The 22,895-nt window shown below is 29.1% G+C and carries 24 protein-coding genes and 1 riboswitch; of the genes, 7 read left to right on the forward strand and 17 right to left on the reverse strand.

Features of this window, described 5'->3' with window-relative positions:
• Positions 1–247: 247 nt before the first annotated feature.
• Both DIC82_18440 and DIC82_18445 read left to right on the forward strand, forming a co-directional pair.
• A complete protein-coding gene (locus tag DIC82_18440; protein ID AWK52851.1) occupies positions 248–523 on the forward strand; it encodes a metal-sensitive transcriptional repressor in 276 nt (91 codons plus the stop codon).
• 8 nt (positions 524–531) lie between these two features.
• A complete protein-coding gene (locus tag DIC82_18445) occupies positions 532–2,397 on the forward strand; it encodes a heavy metal translocating P-type ATPase (GenBank protein ID AWK52852.1) in 1,866 nt (621 codons plus the stop codon).
• A gap of 222 nt (positions 2,398–2,619) precedes the next feature.
• On the opposite strand, the gene DIC82_18450 is transcribed toward DIC82_18445, so the two are convergent.
• From DIC82_18450 to DIC82_18505, 12 genes are all read right to left on the reverse strand, one after another.
• A complete protein-coding gene (locus DIC82_18450; GenBank protein ID AWK52853.1) occupies positions 2,620–3,708 on the reverse strand; it encodes a hypothetical protein in 1,089 nt (362 codons plus the stop codon).
• 412 nt (positions 3,709–4,120) lie between these two features.
• Positions 4,121–4,930 carry a hypothetical protein gene (locus DIC82_18455; protein ID AWK52854.1) on the reverse strand — a complete coding sequence of 270 codons (810 nt, stop codon included), beginning with the start codon at positions 4,928–4,930 and terminating at the stop codon, positions 4,121–4,123.
• 272 nt (positions 4,931–5,202) lie between these two features.
• Positions 5,203–5,409: an acid-soluble spore protein gene (locus DIC82_18460; protein ID AWK52855.1), complete on the reverse strand. Its 207-nt coding sequence runs from the start codon at positions 5,407–5,409 to the stop codon at positions 5,203–5,205.
• Positions 5,410–5,879: 470 nt separating this feature from the next.
• Positions 5,880–6,086, reverse strand: coding sequence for an acid-soluble spore protein (locus DIC82_18465; protein AWK52856.1), 207 nt, complete (start codon positions 6,084–6,086; stop codon positions 5,880–5,882).
• Positions 6,087–6,345: 259 nt separating this feature from the next.
• Entirely contained in the window at positions 6,346–6,639 is a 294-nt protein-coding gene (locus DIC82_18470) for a spore coat protein (GenBank protein AWK52857.1), read from the reverse strand.
• Positions 6,640–6,655: 16 nt separating this feature from the next.
• A complete protein-coding gene (locus DIC82_18475) occupies positions 6,656–6,868 on the reverse strand; it encodes a spore coat protein (GenBank protein ID AWK52858.1) in 213 nt (70 codons plus the stop codon).
• A gap of 36 nt (positions 6,869–6,904) precedes the next feature.
• Positions 6,905–8,041 carry a glutathione-dependent formaldehyde dehydrogenase gene (locus DIC82_18480; GenBank protein ID AWK52859.1) on the reverse strand — a complete coding sequence of 379 codons (1,137 nt, stop codon included), beginning with the start codon at positions 8,039–8,041 and terminating at the stop codon, positions 6,905–6,907.
• 19 nt (positions 8,042–8,060) lie between these two features.
• The gene (locus DIC82_18485; GenBank protein ID AWK52860.1) at positions 8,061–8,423 is read right to left on the reverse strand and encodes a spore coat protein; all 363 of its coding nucleotides are present in this window, start codon (positions 8,421–8,423) and stop codon (positions 8,061–8,063) included.
• A gap of 45 nt (positions 8,424–8,468) precedes the next feature.
• Positions 8,469–8,693, reverse strand: a complete 225-nt coding sequence (locus DIC82_18490; protein ID AWK52861.1) for a spore coat protein — start codon at positions 8,691–8,693, stop codon at positions 8,469–8,471.
• 137 nt (positions 8,694–8,830) lie between these two features.
• Positions 8,831–9,982, reverse strand: a complete 1,152-nt coding sequence (locus DIC82_18495) for an amidohydrolase (protein AWK53132.1) — start codon at positions 9,980–9,982, stop codon at positions 8,831–8,833.
• Positions 9,983–10,169: 187 nt separating this feature from the next.
• Entirely contained in the window at positions 10,170–10,607 is a 438-nt protein-coding gene (locus tag DIC82_18500) for a hypothetical protein (protein AWK52862.1), read from the reverse strand.
• A gap of 629 nt (positions 10,608–11,236) precedes the next feature.
• On the reverse strand, positions 11,237–11,446 hold the full coding sequence (locus tag DIC82_18505) for an acid-soluble spore protein (GenBank protein AWK52863.1): 210 nt from the start codon (positions 11,444–11,446) through the stop codon (positions 11,237–11,239).
• Positions 11,447–11,874: 428 nt separating this feature from the next.
• On the opposite strand from DIC82_18505, the gene cooS reads away from it, so the two are divergent.
• A complete protein-coding gene (gene cooS / locus DIC82_18510; protein AWK52864.1) occupies positions 11,875–13,794 on the forward strand; it encodes a carbon-monoxide dehydrogenase catalytic subunit in 1,920 nt (639 codons plus the stop codon).
• 375 nt (positions 13,795–14,169) lie between these two features.
• On the opposite strand, the gene DIC82_18515 is transcribed toward cooS, so the two are convergent.
• From DIC82_18515 to DIC82_18525, 3 genes are all read right to left on the reverse strand, one after another.
• Positions 14,170–15,570, reverse strand: coding sequence for an amino acid permease (locus tag DIC82_18515; protein AWK52865.1), 1,401 nt, complete (start codon positions 15,568–15,570; stop codon positions 14,170–14,172).
• Positions 15,571–15,710: 140 nt separating this feature from the next.
• A riboswitch (glycine riboswitch) is annotated at positions 15,711–15,799 on the reverse strand.
• 366 nt (positions 15,800–16,165) lie between these two features.
• Positions 16,166–17,047 carry a phosphatase gene (locus tag DIC82_18520; protein AWK52866.1) on the reverse strand — a complete coding sequence of 294 codons (882 nt, stop codon included), beginning with the start codon at positions 17,045–17,047 and terminating at the stop codon, positions 16,166–16,168.
• A gap of 245 nt (positions 17,048–17,292) precedes the next feature.
• Positions 17,293–18,105, reverse strand: a complete 813-nt coding sequence (locus tag DIC82_18525) for an alpha/beta hydrolase (GenBank protein ID AWK52867.1) — start codon at positions 18,103–18,105, stop codon at positions 17,293–17,295.
• A gap of 422 nt (positions 18,106–18,527) precedes the next feature.
• Between DIC82_18525 and DIC82_18530 the strand changes: the two genes are divergently transcribed.
• Positions 18,528–19,079 carry a hypothetical protein gene (locus tag DIC82_18530; protein AWK52868.1) on the forward strand — a complete coding sequence of 184 codons (552 nt, stop codon included), beginning with the start codon at positions 18,528–18,530 and terminating at the stop codon, positions 19,077–19,079.
• Between the two features lie 279 nt (positions 19,080–19,358).
• On the opposite strand, the gene DIC82_18535 is transcribed toward DIC82_18530, so the two are convergent.
• Entirely contained in the window at positions 19,359–19,706 is a 348-nt protein-coding gene (locus DIC82_18535; GenBank protein ID AWK52869.1) for a hypothetical protein, read from the reverse strand.
• Between the two features lie 370 nt (positions 19,707–20,076).
• Between DIC82_18535 and DIC82_18540 the strand changes: the two genes are divergently transcribed.
• The 3 genes from DIC82_18540 (at position 20,077) to DIC82_18550 (ending at position 22,142) form a co-directional block, all read left to right on the forward strand.
• Positions 20,077–21,102, forward strand: coding sequence for an alpha/beta hydrolase (locus DIC82_18540; GenBank protein ID AWK52870.1), 1,026 nt, complete (start codon positions 20,077–20,079; stop codon positions 21,100–21,102).
• A 252-nt stretch (positions 21,103–21,354) separates the two neighbouring features.
• On the forward strand, positions 21,355–21,513 hold the full coding sequence (locus DIC82_18545) for a DUF1540 domain-containing protein (protein AWK52871.1): 159 nt from the start codon (positions 21,355–21,357) through the stop codon (positions 21,511–21,513).
• Positions 21,514–21,824: 311 nt separating this feature from the next.
• A complete protein-coding gene (locus DIC82_18550) occupies positions 21,825–22,142 on the forward strand; it encodes a hypothetical protein (protein ID AWK52872.1) in 318 nt (105 codons plus the stop codon).
• A gap of 198 nt (positions 22,143–22,340) precedes the next feature.
• Here DIC82_18550 and DIC82_18555 read toward each other — a convergent pair whose 3' ends face one another.
• Entirely contained in the window at positions 22,341–22,799 is a 459-nt protein-coding gene (locus DIC82_18555; GenBank protein ID AWK52873.1) for a hypothetical protein, read from the reverse strand.
• Positions 22,800–22,895: the final 96 nt, after the last annotated feature.

The following is a 22,895-nucleotide window of genomic DNA, read 5'->3' on the forward strand; positions in this document are numbered from 1 at the left end:
CACTACCCCCCCTATTTTTCACCAATATATATTATAACTAGATAATTCATAATCTAATTTTACAATAAAATAGATTATATGTTAACCGCTTACATATAATCTATTCTATCAATCGTATTTCATTTTTTTACAATTTATTCTAAAAATATCATTATAGCGACAATATCATTGACAAAATATTTTTATCACAGTAGAATATACCCATACCCCCATGGGTATATTCAAAATTATTTAGGAGGACAAAAATATGCGTCAATGTATGGACATTCCAAAGGTTCAAACAAGAATAAAAAAAATTGAAGGTCAACTTAGAGCAATTTCAGAAATGGTAGATAAAGATATTCCTTGTGAAGATATTTTAATACAAATTAATGCAGCGAAAAGTGCATTACATAAAGTTGGGCAAGTCGTGTTAGAAGGTCATTTACAACACTGCGTTCGAGACGGTATAGAACATGGTGATGCTGACAAAACAATTGCCGAATTTAGTAAAGCTGTAGAACATTTTTCAAGAATGAGTTAGGTGGTGGAATGAAAAGATTAATTAATTTTTTTAAAAATGAAGAAACCCGTACAATAGCCTTTCTAATAATATCTGCTATATCATTGGTAGTGAGCTTTTTCCATATTGGAGATCTCAAAATTGATGCAGCGTGGATAGCAATTATTCTCTGCGGTATTCCTATTATTAAAGGTGCAGTAGAAGCACTTATAGAAGAATTTGATATTAAGGCAGATGTTTTAGTTGCAATAGCACTTGTTGCTTCGATTTTGATTAATGAAATATTTGCTGCAGGCGAAGTTGCCTTTATTATGACACTAGGTGCTTTATTAGAGGAACGTACTGTTGCGAAAGCACGTGCTGGAATTGAGAAACTGGTACATCTTACCCCAAGTACTGCAAGAGTTGTTCGTGATGGTATAGAAAGTATTATACCAGCTGAGCAAGTTAAAGTTTCTGATACCCTCCGTGTACTTGCAGGTGAAACTATTGCTGTTGATGGTGTTATAATATTTGGACAAACCTCAATAAATCAATCCGTTATGACAGGAGAATCTCTACCTGTAGATAAAGGTGCTTTGGATGAGGTTTCTAGCGGAACTGTAAACCAATTTGGCACCTTTGATATGAAAGCCACCAAAGTAGGTGAAAATAGTTCATTACAAAGAATGATTAAACTAGTAGAATCTGCTGATGCAAGTAAGGCTAAAATTGTTGGCATGGCTGACAGATGGGCTACTTGGATTGTTGTGATTGCTCTTGTATCTGCAATTGGTACATGGTTTATTACAGGAGAAATCATTCGTGCTGTTACCATTCTTGTTGTATTCTGCCCATGTTCTTTGGTACTTGCAACTCCAACTGCCATTATGGCTAGTATTGGTAATGCTTCCAAGTTCGGTATTCTTGTTCGTGAAGGAGATGCTCTAGAAAGACTATCTAAAGTAACTATACTTGCATTTGATAAAACTGGAACTCTCACTTATGGTAAACCTGATGTTGTAGCAGTTGAAAGCTATACTTCTGATATAAGTTCAGAAAAATTACTAATACTTACAGCTTCAGCTGAATTACGTTCAGAGCATCCATTAGGTAAAGCTATCGTTTCCCATTTTAGAAATACATCAACTATAACTTTAGAAGATCCACAAGAATTTACAATGATTGCAGGCCGTGGCGTTAAGGCAATTGTTGCAGATGATATCATTTTTGCTGGAAATACTCATTTGTTAATTGAAAATTCCGTAATAATATCTCAAGATATGTTGGACAAGGCATCTAACTATATAAATGAGGGTTGCACAATTATATATGTTGCCATAAATGGTTGTGAGGCTGGTTTTATTGCTTTATCTGATACATTACGTAAAGATTCTGCTGATATGATTAAAAAACTTAAAGCACTTAATGTAGAAAGTTTATTACTAACTGGCGATAACCCGTTAGCAGCTTCACATATTGCAAAGAGTATTGGCATTGTAAATATTCGTTCTCAATGCTTACCAGAAGATAAAATGTTTGCAATTGAAGAATATCAGAATAAAAATCAAATGGTTTGCATGGTTGGTGATGGCATTAATGATGCACCTGCATTAAAAAAAGCATATGTAGGTGTTGCAATGGGTGGCATAGGTAGCGATATTGCTGTTGATGCAGCAGATATTGCCCTTGTCAATGATGACATTAAATGTATTACTCATCTATTAAGCCTATCACAAAAAACTATGAAAACAATTAAGCTGAATTTAACTCTTTCTATGATGCTAAATTTTGTGGCTATTATACTAGCAATGACAGGTATTTTAGACCCAATACTTGGTGCCTTAGTACATAATATTGGCTCTGTTATAGTTATTATAAATTCTGCAGTATTATTAAATTTCAAGAGTAAATAATAAGCTGAATTATAAAAAAAGTTAAAAGACAAGGTGAATTTTTTTCTCACCTTGTCTTTTACTAATTTCAATAGATCCCTTATTATAATAAATTTTTTATGTATATAAGTTGTAATTAAAGTTCTACATTCAGATAATTTCTACATAATTATCTTCACAGAACTTCAGTTGTAAATTTATTACTACAACATATATATTTAATTATTCATGAAATTAAAATAACTAAAATTTAAAATATCTATTTCTTAAGTCTTGTATAACTTCTAAATTAGTGCTATAAGTAGCGCCTTCACCTCTTGTATCTTTTGAGTTTTCATCGTATTCTCCAGCAAAGGATAATAAATTAAAACTTGTTTCAAGATAATAGCTTTCATCACAGATTAATAGTTTGTTGTGTGAATTAACTTTTTTAATTTTAAATTTATCGCCATAAACATCAAACTTTTCTTTTAATCTTTGTGCTATTCTATCGCTATTTAAATTTTTATTATCACTTTTAAAATTATAACTATTCTCCTCTATTCCATAAACTATTTTTATAGAAGCTCCTTTTATAAGTAAACTTTCCATTTTATTTATCAAATCATTATTTACTACATAGTTATTCATCCATGGGCTCGCTATGTTTAATTCATATTTAACATCTGAAAATGCTTCTATAAATTTATCTCGTATTTCTTTATCTTGCAGATGATGTTCCTTATATTTATTAGAAATTTCACTTAAAGTACCAGATATCTCTTTATTATAAGGGGTTATATCTTTTACTTCATATTTATTCTCTTCATAACTTATATGTAAATTACATATTTTTTTAATATTTAATTCATTTACTTTATATGTTTTTTCTATAAATATTTCATTGCTATCTAATTTGCTTATAACATCTTCTATTTTTATGATACTTTCTCTATCCATAAACATTAAGGTGTTAATTGCATTAATACTTAAATTAACATTCATATATTTCAAAAACCTTTGTGATAAACTACTTTTCTTACAGTTTATTGCAGAAGTTAAATCACTTGATTTTATTAAACAATAATCCATATCTTTTATTTCATCTTCATATTTTAATAAATCGTCCTCATACTTTTCAAATTCCTCTTTTTTAGACTTCAATTCTTCATATTGTTTTTTTACTGATTCCAATGTTAAACTTTCTTTTTCATCAGCATATATTCTTTTATTTTTATTTATCAATCTATAATAAAACAAATCTTTAATATGTTTTATTTTATTTTCAAACAAATCTTTTAAAGACTTTGTATCTATTTTCTCATCTTCTGAGTACAGAATATCATTTTTCACTAAAAAGTCACCTCATTTCTTAACTAGATAAGATTTTACTTACCATATATTCTTTCATTATATACCAATTTGTAAAGTCTTAAAATATTTATTATCTTTTAATTAATAAATTTCTAAGTTAACTACTTCTTCTTTTTACATTTTCTAATTTTTTATAACTTATTTTATTTACATATAGTATATATTGTTTTTTATTAAAATATAAAAACTTTTAATAAAAGTATTTTGTAATAAATTATTGCACTTTTATCTTTTACTTTGATATTTAAAAGATAACTTTAGATATTTCCCTTTATACCATATTTTAAGTATTTTCATTAATACTTAAATTGTTGTAAATAAAAATATCACATTATTCATTTCAATATATACAAAATGAATAATGTGATATTTAAAAAACTTTGTTAATATATTATATTTCAATTCGCGGTTTTGTTGGGTCACATTCAGGATTTTTAATATCAGAAACCATGTAAAGCTTTGTAAGATAATAACATTCTTCTCTAATCATATGATCAATCATTAAAGGGTAAATAGTACCGAGAACCTTTTTTTCTAAGATAGCTTCTTCTAACTCATTTAAGAATTTTCTAAAAGAAGTCATTGTGTCATCAGCATTAGTGTTAAGGTTTCTGAGTGCTGGAAAGTCATGAATATGAGTTCTTGTATATCCATTATACTCTATTGCCTTTAAGTATAAGTCAGTAAATATCTTTGAATACATATGCCCTTTCTTAATTAATTCTTTTTCTGTCATATCTAAACTGCTAGATATGATAGATGCATGACCTGCACCATCAGGAATCCAAAGCAAATGAAGCTCGATATCATTTGTATTAGGTATGTTCCCATTTATCAAATCATTTAAAATACGAATATATTCTTCTAATTCATTAACCATATGATTTATAAATGTAGGTGACATATTAATGGAAACTTTATCTTCTATTTGTTTAGCTATGATTGATAATTTGAATTCTCTAATTCTAATTGCAGCGGAATACGCTTTATAATTAAGTTCATTAAGATTTTCAGCCGAAATTGATTTATGAGATTTTTCTAATAAATCATCAAATAAATTAATAAACTTATTTGCTTTATCAATAAAATCTGTTTCCTTTGGTGAAAGTGCATTTAGTATAAATCGTGAATGATCTCCTAAAATTTGTAACCAAAAATCATGTTCAAAAAATGCTATTTGGTTAATTTTATTAGTTGCCAATTCAATCCTCCAAAACAATTCTTATTTAAATATTTTATGATAATCATATGAAATTTGATACTCTAATACTTCGTATTTGAATTATTAGCATACCTATAAAACATATTTTTTCTTCAAAATTCATTAATACTTTATAATATTAAAATACCCTGTAAAGCTGAAATCCTAAGTTTATATTTAAGAAATACTTCAGCTTTATAGGGTATTAGTGTTTTTAACACAATTATATATGCACTAAGAATCAACTTAGTGCATGTATAATTAATTAGTTTTTAAAGTCCTTTTTCGTAACTTTCTACCATTCTCTTTACCATTTCCCCACCAACACTTCCATTTTGTCTTGAAGAAAGGTTTCCTTTATCTGTGCTTTCATAGTTTTGTAATCCGATTTCTGATGCAACCTCAGTTTTTAATCTGTTTAACCCTTGTCTTGCTTCTGGTACTAGAGTTCTGTTACTTCCACTGTTATTTGAGCTCATATATATCTACCTCCTTTAATTATAATAAATTTGTTGGCAGTAATATCTTAACCACTATGATAAATAATACCCTATGTAAATATTAGAATGATTATAATTTATAACCATGTTTCCATAACTTTATATACTTTTACTTTATAAAACAGATTGCCATTATTTTTTAATCAAAATTCAAGTAATTATTCAATCAACTTTATATGTAAATTTTCTATTTTTCAAGTGTGTGAATTATTTTTATCATTTAACATTACAATGAAATAACCTTTAACTAAATAAATAATTTTTCCACATAGCAATGTATTCTTTATTAATATTGATTTATAAGTACGTTAAAATACCCTGTATTGTATATATTTCTCAAGTATAAACTTAAGACTTCAACTTTACAGGGTATTAGGGACAACTAGTAATTTAAACATAATTATACATGCACCAAGAACTTACTTAGTGCATATATAATTAGTTACTTTTTAAAGTCCTTTTTCGTAACTTTCTACCATTCTCTTTACCATTTCCCCACCAACGCTTCCATTTTGTCTTGAAGAAAGGTTTCCTTTATCTGTGCCTTCATAGTCTTGTAATCCAATTGATGAAGCAACCTCAGTTTTAAATTTGTTTAACCCTTGTCTTGCTTCTGGTACTAAAGTTCTGTTACTTGAATTGTTGTTTGAGCCCATATATATCTACCTCCTTTAATTATAATAAATTTGTTGGCAGTAATATCTTAACCACTATGATAAATAATAACCTATGTAAATATTAGAATAATTATAATTCATAACCTTTATTAGTTAATTTCATATGCACTTCCTTTAAAAGTATACTTATAGAAAGTATTATTTATATTAGAAGTTATATAAGTGAGATTTATTAGTTTAATTACTCATTCGTTCTGTTAATGTATATGTATATAATAAGCGTAATTTTCTTATTACTTTATGTAAGATTCAAGGCTGTGTCTGTTGTTTCCAAATCTAACTTAAATTGTTCTTGTAAATCATAGGCTTGATAATAACCATTTGCCATCATATAGTTTGAAATTGTTTCATGAGTAAAAATGGCTTCTTTTAGTTGTCTTTTTAAAACTTCCCTAATTTCTGGAGAAGTTGTTTCTGTTATTGCAACTGCATAATTTTGTACCGCACTCTTAGCTGATATTAAAAAATCAGTAGCAATTACTTGATCTGTCATTTTATTCATTCCTGTAAGAGTTTCTATTAATCCATTCACAAATTTACCCCCTTTTTTAGCTAAGGCTTTTATTGCATTTTTCCATAAGTTCTCTTAGTTCCTCAATATGCTGCTTTGATACAGTAACGTCTTGTTGTAATATTGTTTTTAGTTCATTATCAGAAACTAGCGGTGACATAGTAATTGATTTTGTTAAGCACAAATTTTTTAATGTTAATATTTCATGTAACTGAATACTTTCATTTAATGTAATGCCTTGTTCATCCATGTTTTTAGCCTCCTTAATAGAATTCAAAAAATTTTATTATGGCTTAAGAATAACCTTAATGCAATCTTCCGTTTTTGTGTCAAAAACTTTATATCCATGTTCTGCTTCATTAAGTGGTAGCCTATGTGTAACAATATCACTAGGATCTACTTTTCCTTCAACTAATAACTTATAAAGAGTTGGCATATAAGGAATTACAGGTGCTTGCCCTGTTCTTATATTAATATTCCGATTTATTATATCTCCAAAAGGAAATGCATTATACCTGCCTCCATAAACGCCTGTAACTTGTATCATTCCACCTTTTCTTACTGCTTGCGTAGCAATAACAAACCCGCTTAATGATCCACTTTGAAGTTTTAAACCACTACCCACAAATTCCATAGGCGTCATCTTTCCATCCATACCCACACAGTCTATTACTACGTCTGCACCACCATGAGTAATTTCTCTTAAATATTCTCCAGTATTTTTATGTTGCTCAAAATTAACTGTTTCCACCTTATTATATTTCTTCGCATGTTCTAATCTATAATCTATGTAATCAACTGCTATTACTCTTTCTGCACCATGAAGCCAACAAAACTTTTGTGCTAATAACCCAACCGGACCACATCCTAGTACAATAACAGTATTACCCTTTTTAACACCAGCATTTTCTACGCTCCAGTAAGCAGTGCCCATAGCATCTGACATTAACAATAACTTTTCATCCTCTACTTCGCAGTCTTCTGGAATCTTAAAAGGAGTAAAATTGGCATAAGGAACCCTCATATACTCAGCTTGACCTCCAGGGTATCCACCAAATGTATCTGAATATCCAAAGAAGCCTCCATTTTCGCCATTTGGATTTGAATTATCACACATACATGTTAAGTCGTGTTTACAATAAAAACATTCTCCACAACTCACATTAAAAGGTACAATAACTCGGTCACCCTTCTTTAATTTTGTAACTTCTGGACCTACTTCTTCAACAATACCCATGGGTTCATGTCCTATAATATAATTCTGTGGTAAATTAGGAACCATATCATGAATTAAATGCAAGTCTGAGCCACAGATTGCTGAACTTGTGATTTTAACAATAATATCATCAGCTTTTTGAATTTTAGGTGCTGGAACTTCTTTTACCTTTACACTTTTTATGCCTTGAAATGTTACAGCCTTCATTAAAGTAATACCTCCTTAATTATTTTTCTGGTGTTGCAAAAGTGCCAATTCTGCTAGTATCACCAGGGAATAAATCTAAACTGGCAATCTGAACTGCTGTTTCAGATGATTCTATATCCATTTGAAATTGTTTATCTAGATTAATAGGATGGAACCACCCTTTATTTATCATAAGATTAGATATCTCCTCATGCATATTAATTGCATCATCTAATTGCTTTTGCATAAAAGTTCTCACTTCTGGTGTTGCTACTTCTGTTAATGCAATTGCACAATTTCTTACTGCACTTTTGGCATTCAATAAGAAACCAAGTGACATAGTTGCATCAACAAGTTTAGGCATTCCTTCTGCATTTCTTATTTCTAAATAATCTTTAATCATACAATTTGCCTCCTTTGTATTCTTTATACTACCTTTAATAATTATCTAGCTTTTAAATGTTTCATTCATCTTAGGAGCTTTTTTTAGTAGCTGTTGTAAGCCACTTATATCTATAATAGATTGTTGTACATCCTTTTCTAATAATGCTTTAAGATCTTGATCAAAAACCACGCCCTCCATCATTTTAGATGTAGTCATACAAACAGTTTTTAGATTTAACATTTCGTGTACTTGCATTGTTTCATTTGGTGATAGATATTTTTGTTCCATAGTTTCACCTCCTGTCTTTTCAATAAAATGTATTCTTCCAATTATGATTTTTAATTATGCAATAATATTTACATGTATATTTTTTAATATAATCTTTTTCCACTTTACTTTTTCTCTTATTGTAATCAATTGCAAATTTAATTTCTTTTAAATACTATTTCACCATTTATTATTGTAAGCTCAACTTTAGATTTTATTTCAAGTGGATTACCATCATATACTACAATATCTGCATCGTAGCCAACTTCTAATTTACCTATTCTCTCTTGGCAATTTAGTATTTCTGAAGGGTTTATTGTAATAGATTTTATTGCATCTTTAAATGACAGCCCTTGAGCCATAGCAATAGCCGCAACTGTCCTTAAACAATCTATTGAATTATAAGGATGATCTGTTATAAGTGCAGTTTTAACACCAGCTTCAAATAATTCCACAATAGATGCATAATTTCTAGCCTTTAATTCCATTTTTATTCTAGGAGTAAGAAGTGGCCCATATGCTACAGGAATATTTTTTTCTCTTAAATAAGATTTTACTAAATGTGCCTCAGTACCATGTTCAATAACCATTTTACTAATATTAAATTCTTCGGCAATTCGTACAGCTGTAACTATATCATCTGCTCTATGAGCATGAACTCGTAATGGAATTTCACCTTTTAACAAAGGGATAACTGCTTCTAATCTTATATCTCTTTCTTCAATCTTTTTATTTTCTTTACGAACTATGTAGTCCTCTGTTCTCATGAATAACTCTCTTATTAGTGCTGCACTTCCCATTCTTGTTACTGGACATTTATCATTAATCCCATAAGTAGCTAAGGGATTTTCTCCAAGAGAAATTTTGAAACCTGCTGGATTCTTTACTATCATTTTATCAATAATTGTTCCACAAGTTTTTATGGCAACATTTCTTCCTCCAACTACATTATTACTTCCGGGTCCACTCATAACGCAAGTGATACCAGATCTTATAGCATCCTTAAATGATATATCAAATGGATTAATGCCATCTATACCATTTAAATGAGGAGTAACTGGATCTGAAGTTTCATTATTATCAGAACCAATCTTTCCAGTACATTCTTCAATAATACCAAGATGTGTGTGACAATCAATAAATCCAGGAAATACAAGTTTCTCGTTTAAATCGATAATTTCTGCATCTTCATACTGTTCTGATATACACTCAGATATTTCTGTTATTTTACCATCCCTTATTGCTATGTCTTTCTTATTATATATATCATTTTTTAGATCATATAAAATTCCATTTTTTATTAAAATCATTCTCAATGCAATCTCCCTCCTGTATACTTCTAATTTCTAAAATATCAGACAATATATTTAATATAAACAAATCTATGTAAAACATACATTTATATGATAAAAACAGTCGTATTATAAAAATCCACGGATTATATCACATATAATCCGTGGATTTCCCATTTTATCAAGAGTAATTTTAAACAAGCACTTATGAAATTTGATACTTTGCCATGCTTATATGTTGGCAATATTCAGCACTAAAGTCTGGTATATCCCAATCTATTTCAGATGAATGAAATACTCCCTCATTATGATTATCCTTTTCTGCGTAATTATCTCCATCTTGTGTTATTGTGACAGGTGTCAAACTACCATACTTTACAGCTACTGGTCCTTTTATAGTTTCGCCATTTCTTTGTATAAAAGTTCTATCTTTTGGTATAAATAACCCATCGCATTGCCAATTTTTAGGGATAACTTCACCTTTATGAAGAACATACCATGAATTGTCATAGTTTCCTCCATCCGTTTCTCTCCTAGGACCATATACAATGAAGGTTTCAGATGTGGAATTTGTTATTAATGCATTATTACCTTTATGTTCTAACTTTTGCTTTGCTGAATTAGTCATAGTTGCACTTCTCATATTTATCCTCCTTTGTTTGTTTCTTATACGGCATTATTAATATGCCCAGAATTTAATAAATATTATATGCAATGCTTAAGTTTATTAATTATTTCTATTAATACACTCTGATAAGAAAGTGAATAAATTAGTTTTTCTAACTTCACATCTTAAGTACTACCATCTGCACCCGCCTAAACTCATACTTGAATTCTTTCTTCTCTTGATATTTCTTTCTGTTTTATATCCATAAAAATCATTTTCAGCTTTTAATCTTCGTATAATTATATCTTCTATAGTTATATCTGCTAGTTCTCTTGGAGTCATAGCTTTTCACCATCCCTTTATATTTTCATACTCAAACTTTTTCAAACCTCTAATAGATTTAATTGAATAGTACCTTTCAGTAAAACAAAAAAACACCCACATCATGAATGTTCTTTTACAATAAAACACACCTAGACTCATAAAAAAATATATAATTTCTGTATATTATATAATAAATTTATGGTAAATTGATTTTTCTAATAAATAAGATTTTTATATTAATTATTTTTAATATTAGATTTCAACTACTAACATTCCTCTAAACATGAATCTTAAATGCACTAAGACTATGCTTAGTGCATTTATTATTATTTATGTATTTATTATTTAAGTCCTTGTTCGTAGCTTTCAATCATATGTTTAACCATATTACCACCAACACTTCCATTTTGTCTTGAAGAAAGGTTTCCTTTATCTTGATTTTCATAATCGCTTAATCCAACTTCAGATGCAACTTCAGTTTTTAATCTGTTTAAACCTTGTCTTGCCTCTGGTACTAAAGTTCTGTTACTTCCACTATTATTTGATGACATATAAATCGACCTCCTCAAAATATTTATTATTTATTATTGCCGGCAGTAGTATATTAACCATTATTTAAAATTATAATCTATTAAATTGTTAACAAAAGTAGCATTGATAGCTTGTATTAGATAACTTTAGATATTTTCCCTTTGTATCGTATTTTTAGTACTTTATTTATTTATTATATTATTGTACATAAAAATATTGTTACATTCATTTCTCATATAATTGAAATAAAAAATAATTCTCTCCCTATACCTTACCTATTATGTTAACTCACTCTATAGTATTTTTAAATTTTAATATAACAACATTGTTATATTTATACTACTAAATTATGAAAAATGTAATATATAAAATAATATTAATTATTGTGAATATTTAATTTAATTATGGTAAAAGTTAGTGTTGAAGAAATTAAAGGAGTGAAAATTTTATGAGTGAAACTAAATTAAAAATACCAGAAGGAAGAGTGAGCTATCATGATTCTGTTGAGGAAATGCTAAAAAGAATAAGAGAAGATGGAATGTCTAATGTATTTGATAGATATGCTCAACAAGAAAAAATAAGATGTGGCTTTTGTCTCCAAGGATTAAGTTGCCAACTATGTTCAAATGGACCTTGTAGAATAAATGAAAAAACTGGTCAAGACAAAGGTGTATGCGGAATAGATGCAGATGCTATGGCAATGAGAAACTTTCTTCAAAAGAATATAATGGGGGCTGGTACATACAGTCATCATGCTTATGAAGCTTTCAGAACATTAAAAGCTACTGGTGAAGGAAAGACTCCATTTAAAATTACTGATGTAAATAAACTTAAGTGGATGTGTGAAAAAGTAGGTATAAACAACACTCAAGAAACTAATCAAATGGCAATCCAATTAGCAACATTTCTTGAATCACAACAACATATTGGTGTAGAAAGCGAAAATATTATGGTTGAAGCCTTTGCTCCAAGAAAAAGAAAGGAGTTATGGAAAAAGTTAAATATATATCCTGCTGGAACTATCCATGAGGAACAAAATTGTGTAGCTAGTTGTCTTACTAATGTAGATGGAAGCCATGTTTCCATGGCTATGAAAGCACTTAGACTTGGTATAGCTACAATTTACAATACTCAAATAGGGCTTGAAATGGTTCAAGATATATTATTTGGAACTCCAACTCCACATGAGGTTAATATGGATTTAGGAATTATGGACCCAGATTACGTGAATCTAGTCTTTAATGGACATCAACCTTGGCCTGGAGTTGCAACATTATTAAGAGCACGAACACCAGAAGTTCAAGCAATGGCAAGAGCTGCAGGTGCAAAAGGTCTTAGAATAGTTGGTTCCATTGAAACAGGTCAAGAATTACTTCAAAGATTTGAAATGGATGAAGTTTTCGTAGGTCATATGGGAAACTGGATTACTATAGAACCTCTATTAGCTACTGGAACTGTTGATGTCTTTGCAATGGAAGAAAACTGCTCTCCTCCTGCTATAGATATGTATGCTGAGAAATATCAAATAACTTTGGTATCTGTAAGTACCATAATTGATTTACCAGGTCTTAAATATAAAATTCCTTATGAGCCTTCAGAAGTTGATAAAATGGCTGATAAATTAATTGAGCTTGGAATAGAAAACTTTAAGAAGAGAAAAGAAAGAAAAATTGTACCTTTAGTTCCAAAGAAAATACAAAAAGCTATGGCTGGATTTTCCACAGAGGCTGTTTTAGGTGCTCTTGGAAATAAACTTGAACCACTAGTAGATGTACTATCTGCTGGAAAAATCAAAGGTATTGTAGCACTTGCAAACTGTTCAACACTCAGAAATGGTCCTCAAGATTGGGTTACAATAAACCTTACAAAAGAACTAATAAAAAAAGATATATTAGTTGTAAGTGGTGGCTGCGGAAATCATGCCCTTGAAGTTGCAGGATTATGTACAGTTGAAGCTGCTAATGAAATGGCTGGAGAAGGTCTTAAAGAAGTATGTAATATGCTAAAAATCCCTCCAGTATTAAGCTTTGGAACTTGTACAGATACAGGAAGAATATCTATGCTTGTTACTGCCCTTGCAGATCATTTAGATGTTGATGTATCTGATCTTCCAATAGCTGTTACTGCCCCAGAATGGATGGAACAAAAGGCAACTATAGATGGAATTTTTGCATTAGCTTATGGTACATATACTCATTTATCTCCTACACCTTTTATGACAGGAGCACCAAAACTAGTAGAACTTTTAACTGAAAAGGCTAAAGATGTAACCGGTGGTAATATAGCATTAGGTGATGATCCTATTGAAGTAGCTAATAATATTGAAGCTCATATACTTGGAAAGAGAAAGGCATTAGGATTAAGTTAGCATTAAATTCACATATATTTATTAACCACTTTTTCATTTCACTCTGTCAACTTATATGAAATATTTCCTTATATTAATTAAACTACCTTATTATGAATATGTTAAATGATTACAAAAACATTAATGGCTTAACCTTTACAGTTAAGCCATTATATTCGTTGCATTGATACTCCCACTCCCAGCGATAATTACAGGCATAAATAAAACCAGGGCTTATTCTTAAACCCTGGTTTCATGTGAAAATAAGTGTAATTATGGGGATTTAAAAGTTATTTTTGGAGTAATCCCCAATAATCATCTTCAAAATCGTTTCCCATGACAATCACCTCTTTCAGGTATTATTATGTGCAGTATTAAATTAAATATACATCAAGTTTAAACCTGTGCAAAATTTTCTTCAATATTTTCTTCATTTTTCTTTTTTGACTTAATTATTTTATAAATACCCCCAAGCATTATAAACCATACTGGTGTTACAAATAGGGCTACACGAGTTTCATTATTAAGTGCCAATGTAACTATAACAAAACCCAGAAATGCTAGAATTATATAATTAATGATTGGGTAAAATGGCATTTTAAATTTGCTCGAAGCTGCAAGTTCAGGATTAGTTTTGCGATATTTCAAATGGCAAATAACTATAATTGCCCAAATGAAGATAAAGCAAAATGTTGAGATACTTGTAATAAGTACAAATACCCCTTCTGGCATAATAAAGTTTAAAATAACTGAAATCAAAATAACTGTTGCCGATAGCATTGTAGCATTAGCAGGTACTTGATTTGAAGTTAATTTTTTCATTGATTCAGGTGCATTATTTTCTTTAGCAAGAGAATAAACCATACGGCTTGTGCTAAAGATACCGCTGTTACAAGCAGATGCAGCTGATGTTAATACAACGAAATTTACAATACTTGCTGCTGCTGCAATTCCCACTGTAGCAAATACCTGCACAAATGGGCTTTTTTCTGGATTAATTGAATTCCATGGATATATACTCATAATAACAAGTAGTGCTCCAATATAGAAAATAATAATTCTAATTGGAATATTGTTAATAGCCTTTGGAATAACACGTTCTGGATCTTCAGTTTCACCAGCTGTTAAACCGACTAATTCAATTCCTGTAAAAGCAAATACAACCATTTGGAATGAAAGAATAAAACCGCTTGCCCCATTTGGGAACCAGCCACCATGACTCCAAAGGTTTGTAAAACTAGATGCACCAGCATCTGTAGAAAATCCTTTAATAATCATAAATGTACCAATTATAATTAGTGCCATAATTGCAACAACTTTAATTAAAGCAAACCAAAATTCCATTTCACCAAATAACTTTACTGTGGTAAGATTCATGATTAATAAAATTACAAGAGCTATAAGGCTCGGAACCCATTGAGCTATATTGGGAAACCAGTATTGTACATAAAGCCCAGCTGCCGTTAAGTCAGCCATAGCAAGTGAAATCCAGCAGAACCAATAGGTCCATCCAGTAATAAATGCTGCTCTTTCTCCAAAATAATCATATACAAAGTCTACAAATGAATGATAATTTAAATTAGAAAGTAATAATTCCCCAAGGGCACGCATAATAAAAAAGCAAATTATCCCTGTTATCATATAGGCAAATAAAATAGATGGACCAGCCAAATGAATAGACCTGCCCGAACCAAGGAATAATCCAGTGCCAATTGCACCTCCAATTGCGAGTAATTGGACATGCCGATTTTTTAGTCCTCTTGATAAGTTTTGATTTTTTGATGTTGATTGTTCCATTTTATCCCTCCATCTTAGTTAAAAGGCATGTACTTAAAAAGCGCCTTTTACTATATAAGTATTTTGTGATCGGAGATACAAATGGGAATAGATAAGATCTAAATGAAGTAATTAATGATATATTACTTTTGTAAGATATGTTATCTTTCCCTGTCCTTTTACCTGAGAGTTTCACTTTGCAGCTTTCTCCTTCGGTGCTCTATATAAGAGTCTCTCCAAGGTTTCATCCAATAGCGGTCATCTCTAATTAATTAGGTACCTGAAAGATTTACTTCTTCGGTGAATAGCCATAGCCATTACTCTCCCACTATCTTCATCTGAACTTTTAAATTTTATCTTTAAAATATTAAGTTTTACCTTCATATTTTAATATATTTTTAATAAAGTTGCAATATTTTTCTCATTTTAATAAAAACCCGAAAATGTTTTATCATAATCACTCAAACCTTTTATAGTTGATCCAATTTAATAAATCTTCTATTTTAATCATTTATCCAATTTAAATATTAAAACGCCCATACCTTGATAGATATGATCGCTTATATTATTTTTCATAAATTTTTACCAAGTCAGCAATATTAAACTTTTCCATTGACTATAGAAAAGATTTTAATTCTGATATAATATTCTCTTCGTTCCCTTCGCAATCTGTTCCTGCTATAGATATGCTAGGCTTAGTTTTCCCATGAAAATCACTTCCGCATGTTAAAAGCAGTTTATGCTTTAAAGCAAATTTCTTATAATATGACACTTGTTCTTTGCTATGATAACTGCTATAAACTTCTATGCCCTTAATTCCTTTAGAAATAACAGATTCTAATAATTGTGCATTTTCTTTAATATTATTTCCCGGATGTGCTAGAACAGGTATTCCACCACTTTCTTCAATAATTTTAATTGCTTCTTGCAAACTTATAAATTTCACTTCCACATAAGCAAGCTTACCTTGGGCACAATAATCCCAATAAAAATTAACATATGGATTATCACTTCTTGAGCCATTCTCATAATATGGAATAAGTAATGGATTTTTATGATTTTTATCAAATTCTATTGCAGCTTCAGCAATCATTTCACCATTAACTACCCCATTCCTAGATAATGAAGCAATTAATTCATCAGAAAAGTCTATACCTAATTCGCGAATAAATTTCATACGTTTTTTTGATGCATCTTGTTCTTGTAATATAATATTTTCTTCAATTTCATGAAAAATTGGATTATGATAGTCTATACCATATCCCAAAACATGCAAATTAACTTTATCAATAGTGCAGTCTAACTCAATTGCTGGAATAATCTCAATACTTTTACCAGTACAATACTCTTTTGCTTCTTCTATTCCATTTATACAATTATGGTCTGCAATAGAAAAATATTTTATGTTGTTTTCTAAACATAAATCAACTAATTTTTGAGGCTTAAATTCCCCATCATCACTACAAATAGAGTGCATATGCAAATCTATATAACTCATTTTAAATTTCTCCTTCCAAGTCAAAATCATCTTTTAATTATTTTCTTTCATTATGTATATTATAATGATATTCCATAATATCTGACAATGATATAAGGATAATCTATATTTTTATAATAATCGTACATTCATAGAAATTATAGATTTTGCATGGTAAAATACCGCAAATCCTTTTGAATAATGCGGTATTTAAATTAATTATTTAATTTTATACTTTTATTAAAACACTCTACATTTCAAAAGCTTTATTTTTCAATAAATTTCACTAATTCTTCGTTAAATTTCTCACGTTGATCATAGAAAGATGCATGACCGCTGTATTCGAATGGTAAAAGCTTTGAATTTTTAATATTTTGTTCTTGTAATTGTCCTAGCTCAAATGGTACAACTTTATCATGAATTCCATGAATAATCAAAGTTGGAACATTTATTGCTCCAAGATCAGAAGACAATGTTTCATTTAGCCAAGTATTTGCAATAGCCGCAGTTGACCATCCTGCTGCCTGTAATCCCAATTGGAAGAACCACTCTTTGAAAGCTTCAGTTATATGTTGATAGAAAAATATATCGCCAAAACCCTGAAGCATTTTAGGACGATCAGTATTTGTTCCTTCAATAATTTGCAGAACAATTTCTTTATCTACACCATAAGGGAAATTAGGACGCTTGATAAGACTTGGTGCCGCTGCAGCAAAAAGAGCGAGCTTTGATACTCCATATCCTTTATGGCGTGCCATGTATCTAATGGCTATTGATCCTCCAGTTGAATGTCCAGCTAGTGTAATATCATGTAATTCCAATGTACCAATAACAGATCTAACATCATCTGCCAATGTATCATAATCGTATCCACTATAAGGCTTATCTGAATTGCCGAATCCTCTTGTATCTATTCCGATGCATCTGTATCCCATCTTCGAAAGCTGGTCAAATTGATATTCAAACAGTTTATGGCTTCCAGGCCAACCGTGTAAAAACAAAATTGTTTTTTTACCTTCATCGTTAAGATCTTCTACATAAATTTTTACATTAGGCTCTACTTTAACATAGTAGCTCATTTATAACCTCCAATAATAAATAACTATATTATTAGGTTATTCCTTTGTACATAAATTTGTGAATAACAAACAAAAAGACATTGAGCACATTTCAAACATATAGTTGTGATTTTTGATTTTTGTATATTTTTGTAAAATTCGAAACTTATCCTAATAAAATTTCTAATACTTTGAGCAGCTCTGTAGTATTGCAACATCTCACAATATTTTTCAATCTACTGTCATAAAAAAATATATGCTTAAGTACAATATAATGATTTTCACTTCATAAATATGAATATTAAGTAACATTTTAGGTCATAATAATTATTATAAATAAATATGTTAATTCTATTTCTTTGTGAATATTTTACATATATATTGTAATTTATTGATAAAATGTATTACGGCATTAAATAGCATTAACGAAGGGACGTTTATAAATGCTAAAAGTAAAGAGACTAATATGCTTATTAAGTCTTACATTTTTATTTAATACTTATACTCTAAACATATCAAAACCATTAAATACTTTAGCAACAGACGTTGTAAAAGATAAAGATATGAAAATTATACATAAAGATGAAATTGAATTAGATGAAAATTCCATTAAACTGCAATATGAAAAAATGAAGCAAAAAGAATTATTAAAGGAAATGAATGAGAAAATGGATAAACCTGAATGGAAAGAGTTTATACTAACTTTTTATACATCTCTTGAATCTGAAAATAGTAGCTCTGGTGCAGTTACTTGTCAAAATAAACCCCTATCGCCTGGTGGTGTAGCTAATAACGTAATACCTCTAAACACTAAATTATATTTAGAAAATTATGGACAAGTTATTGTTAATGATAAAGGCTCTGATAAATATTTTGGTGTAGACAATAGATTAGATGTCTTTATAAAAAGAGAACCTGGCGAAAGTGACCGGCAATATTCACGAAGAGTAAATGGTTATGGAGTACAAAAGGTTCAGGGTTATATAGTTAAATAATATATAAGTATAAATTCTGTGCTTTTTCCATTGAGGGAATAGTATCAAGTCTAATATAATCGTATAACTTATACACATAAGATTTTAGACCTTGGAAGTTATTCCGAGGTCTAAAAATAGTGAGATTATTAATAAGAACCAACAATACTGTTGGAGGGCACTGAAAAGCACTTTTTCAACAAAATCACAACGTAATAATGTAAGTTTAAGTAGTGTGATTTTTAACTAAATGGTACTTTTTCAATAACATCTACTGTTGTACCTCTCTTTAGGTATTCCTTAATAAAAAGGATAGTAAGGATATGGTGGTGGAGCAATGTACGTTAATAAAGCTAATTCAGCTAACTCATTAAGTGGAAAAAATCTACGTCTAAAGCGTCTGAATCTTCTTCTAGGACGGTCATAATTATGATATTGTCTTTGTTCATCAGATTGATTTTCACTTTCTTTCTCCATTACATCCTCACCAACTAACATGGTAATTTTATCTTCATCTACATTTTCAATAATTCCATCAAGTTTATTTCCATCTGTCATTGTTAAAATAATATGATAGTACATATAATTTTTGCATTCATCTTGTACATCTCTTAAGTCCCTGTAATAATTATCTCTTCCTAAATTCATTTTTTTTTACCATCTCCTTTCCAATACCATCATATTCATGATAAAAAAAACTGTACCATTTTTAATTTACAAATATTCATAAAATAAAATTCAACAAATAAATTTATGAATAATATCAAATTATGTTTTTATTCTATTGTTTTATGAATATATGAAAAATATTGCCATTTCTGCCGAATACAACACTAATTTATTTACTACTTGCACTTGTGCATGAATATTAAGAATAATAAAACAAATACTATGAAAGTAAATAACGCATTTAGACAAGCATACATAATTTAGGGTATATTAGGAATCAATTTTTATAAGATGTATGTATATAAAATAAACGTGCAAGTGTAATCATCATACTTAGGAGGTAAATAATATGAAAAGGAAGATTAACATTATAGTAGTTTTTATATTCACACTTTTTGTAGCAGGATTTTTCATTATAAAAAGCTTAACTGAAACAAGTAATGGTAAAATTAATACATATGTTGCATTAAACTTACAATTAGATAAAATTCTTAATCCTCAATCAATAAATGATGAACAAATAGAACAAATTAGACCACACTTAAATAGAGAGTCTACTAAGTTATCTAAGGAACCAATACCATTTTCAAACATTAAAAATATTACTGTAGAAGCGAACTCCGGAAAAATACCAGTGAGAATATATACACCTGAAAACGGAGAAATATTTCCTATAATTATTTATTCACATGGTGGTACCTGGATCGCAGGAAATCTTGATACTCATGACAGTGTTTGTAGAAAGCTTTCTCAAAATACAAATGCGATAGTTATATCTGTAGACTATCGCCTTGCTCCAGAAAATCCTTTTCCTGCTGGTCTTAATGATGTATACAATATACTCCAATGGACTTATAAAAATTCAGAAAGTATAAATGGAGATAAAAAACATATAGCACTTGTAGGAGATAGTGCAGGTGGAAATCTTTCAGCAGCAGTTTCATTAATGGCACGAGATAAAAATGGTCCTCAAATTGCTTGTCAGGTATTAATATATCCTTCCACAAACATATATGAATTAAATACTCAATCTTGGTCTTATTTTTCTAATGACTTCAATATTTCAAAAGAAAATATGGAAAAATACATTTCATTTTACGTACCACGAAAAGAAGATAGAAAAAATCCATATGCATCTCCGCTTTTAGCTAATGATTTCAACAACTTACCTAGTACTCTTATAATTACAGCGGAAATTGATCCCCTTCGAGATGAAGGAGAAGCTTATGGAAATAAATTAAAGGAGAATGGAATTCAAGTAGATGTTATAAGAATTAATGGTGTTACTCATGGATTTATTACAATGGATAAGATTACGGATAAGGCAGATGAATCATTGAATCAAATTTCTTTATATCTCAAAAATAAATTTTAATTTTAATCTTTGGATATTAATTAGATAACATATATATGTTAAAAAAATAGTCTATATTAATTAGATAACAATATCTTAATTTACTGAAGAATTAAAACTACAACTTATATTATCTTTTATATAATGCGTAAAAAATTAATACTATGCTTATGACATTTTACAAAAATCTATATTTTTGTGCATAATATTCCAGCATATATAAATTAAATTGACACATAATATAAGAGAAGAAATAAAAAAGGAGTGATTAAAATGGATGCAAATTCATCTATAAAATGTTCAGTTGACAAATGCCAATATCATGCACAAGAAAAAAATTATTGTACATTACAATCAATTAAAGTAGGTACACATGAAGCAAATCCAACAAAAATTGAATGTACAGATTGTGAGTCATTTGAAGTAAAATAGTAAATTTGATATATTAATTTACTATTTTATAAAAAGTGATTTAATATGAGATTTTTTAAATCACTTTTTTTATTTTACTACTACACAATATAATAAGATTTCTAACATATTACAAAAAATAAATCACGTAAGTAATAACCACATTACTTACGTGATTTATTTTTTTCTTATTTCATAAAACCATCAACATAATTATTTTTCAGCAAAGCCAAAATAAACATGATTTACATATAAATTTCTTCTTTAATATGACTTCAAATGCATATTTTTATCAAAGCTAAACAAACTATAAAAAAGTGAGGTGTACATAAATGAGAATGAGGAAATTTATAATAGTTTTTTTAATGTCCATAATTGCTTTTACAGAAATGCCACAAGCAATTTTCACGTCAGATTCTTATAAACAAGGTACTTATAATATTTCTGAAGCCAAGGACTTTAGTGCTACTGCTAAGCTTATAACACCAAACAATGTTACAAGTTTAATAATAATTGATTCTAATAGTAATCAAAAATTCTATAAGAGATTTGATACAGTAGATGAAGTTATAAACTTAGGCGTTATTAAAAATGGCGATGTTATTGCAATAGTTGGTAAAGGAGAAATAGCTATTACTCTTTCTAAATAAATACAAAGTGGATATTATACATTTTATTATTATGGATTAATTCCATGCATTAGATTATAGTAATATTCACGACTACTTAAGTTTTGATTTTAAATGAAATATTCATCATAACATTTTTGTGTTTATTTTATAATGTTACTATGCAATAAAACAGGATATAATAAATTAAAATATAATATCCTGCTTTATATATAAAAATTAATAATATATTTCGCTCACTTCTCTTGTAAAACCATAATCAACAATGACGGGTCTTCCATTAATAATTCCCCAGCTACTATTCCTCTTTAAATCAGCCAATAATAAATTATAGTTCCTTGCAATATTCTGTAGTTCTTTTGAATTAAACAGTTCCCTTTCATTTTTAACATTGAAATATTTCAATATATATGAAATATTATATATTTTTTCTGCCTTTTGCATTATTAGTAATTTGAAGTTTTCTGAAGCCTGTATAACTTTTGCAAATAAATCGGAATGATCATTAGATGAAATTATATACTCACACTTATTTTGCGCAATTCCTGCTTTATTTTTTGCCATTTTGATTACATATCCATTTCCCATATCAAATACTTTTCTACCAGAACCTGAACCAATATATCTATAATATCCCCGTGTTATATTCATTTTAATTTGATTAAATGAAATAGCCATTTCGAGCACCTTCTTCATTAGCGATCTCTTTAAAATTATTAATAAACCTGTACATATTATATTATTCGCTCAACATTCTATTCGTTCATAATTCTC

It is taken from the genome of Clostridium beijerinckii (assembly GCA_003129525.1).
Lineage (GTDB): Bacteria > Bacillota > Clostridia > Clostridiales > Clostridiaceae > Clostridium > Clostridium beijerinckii_D.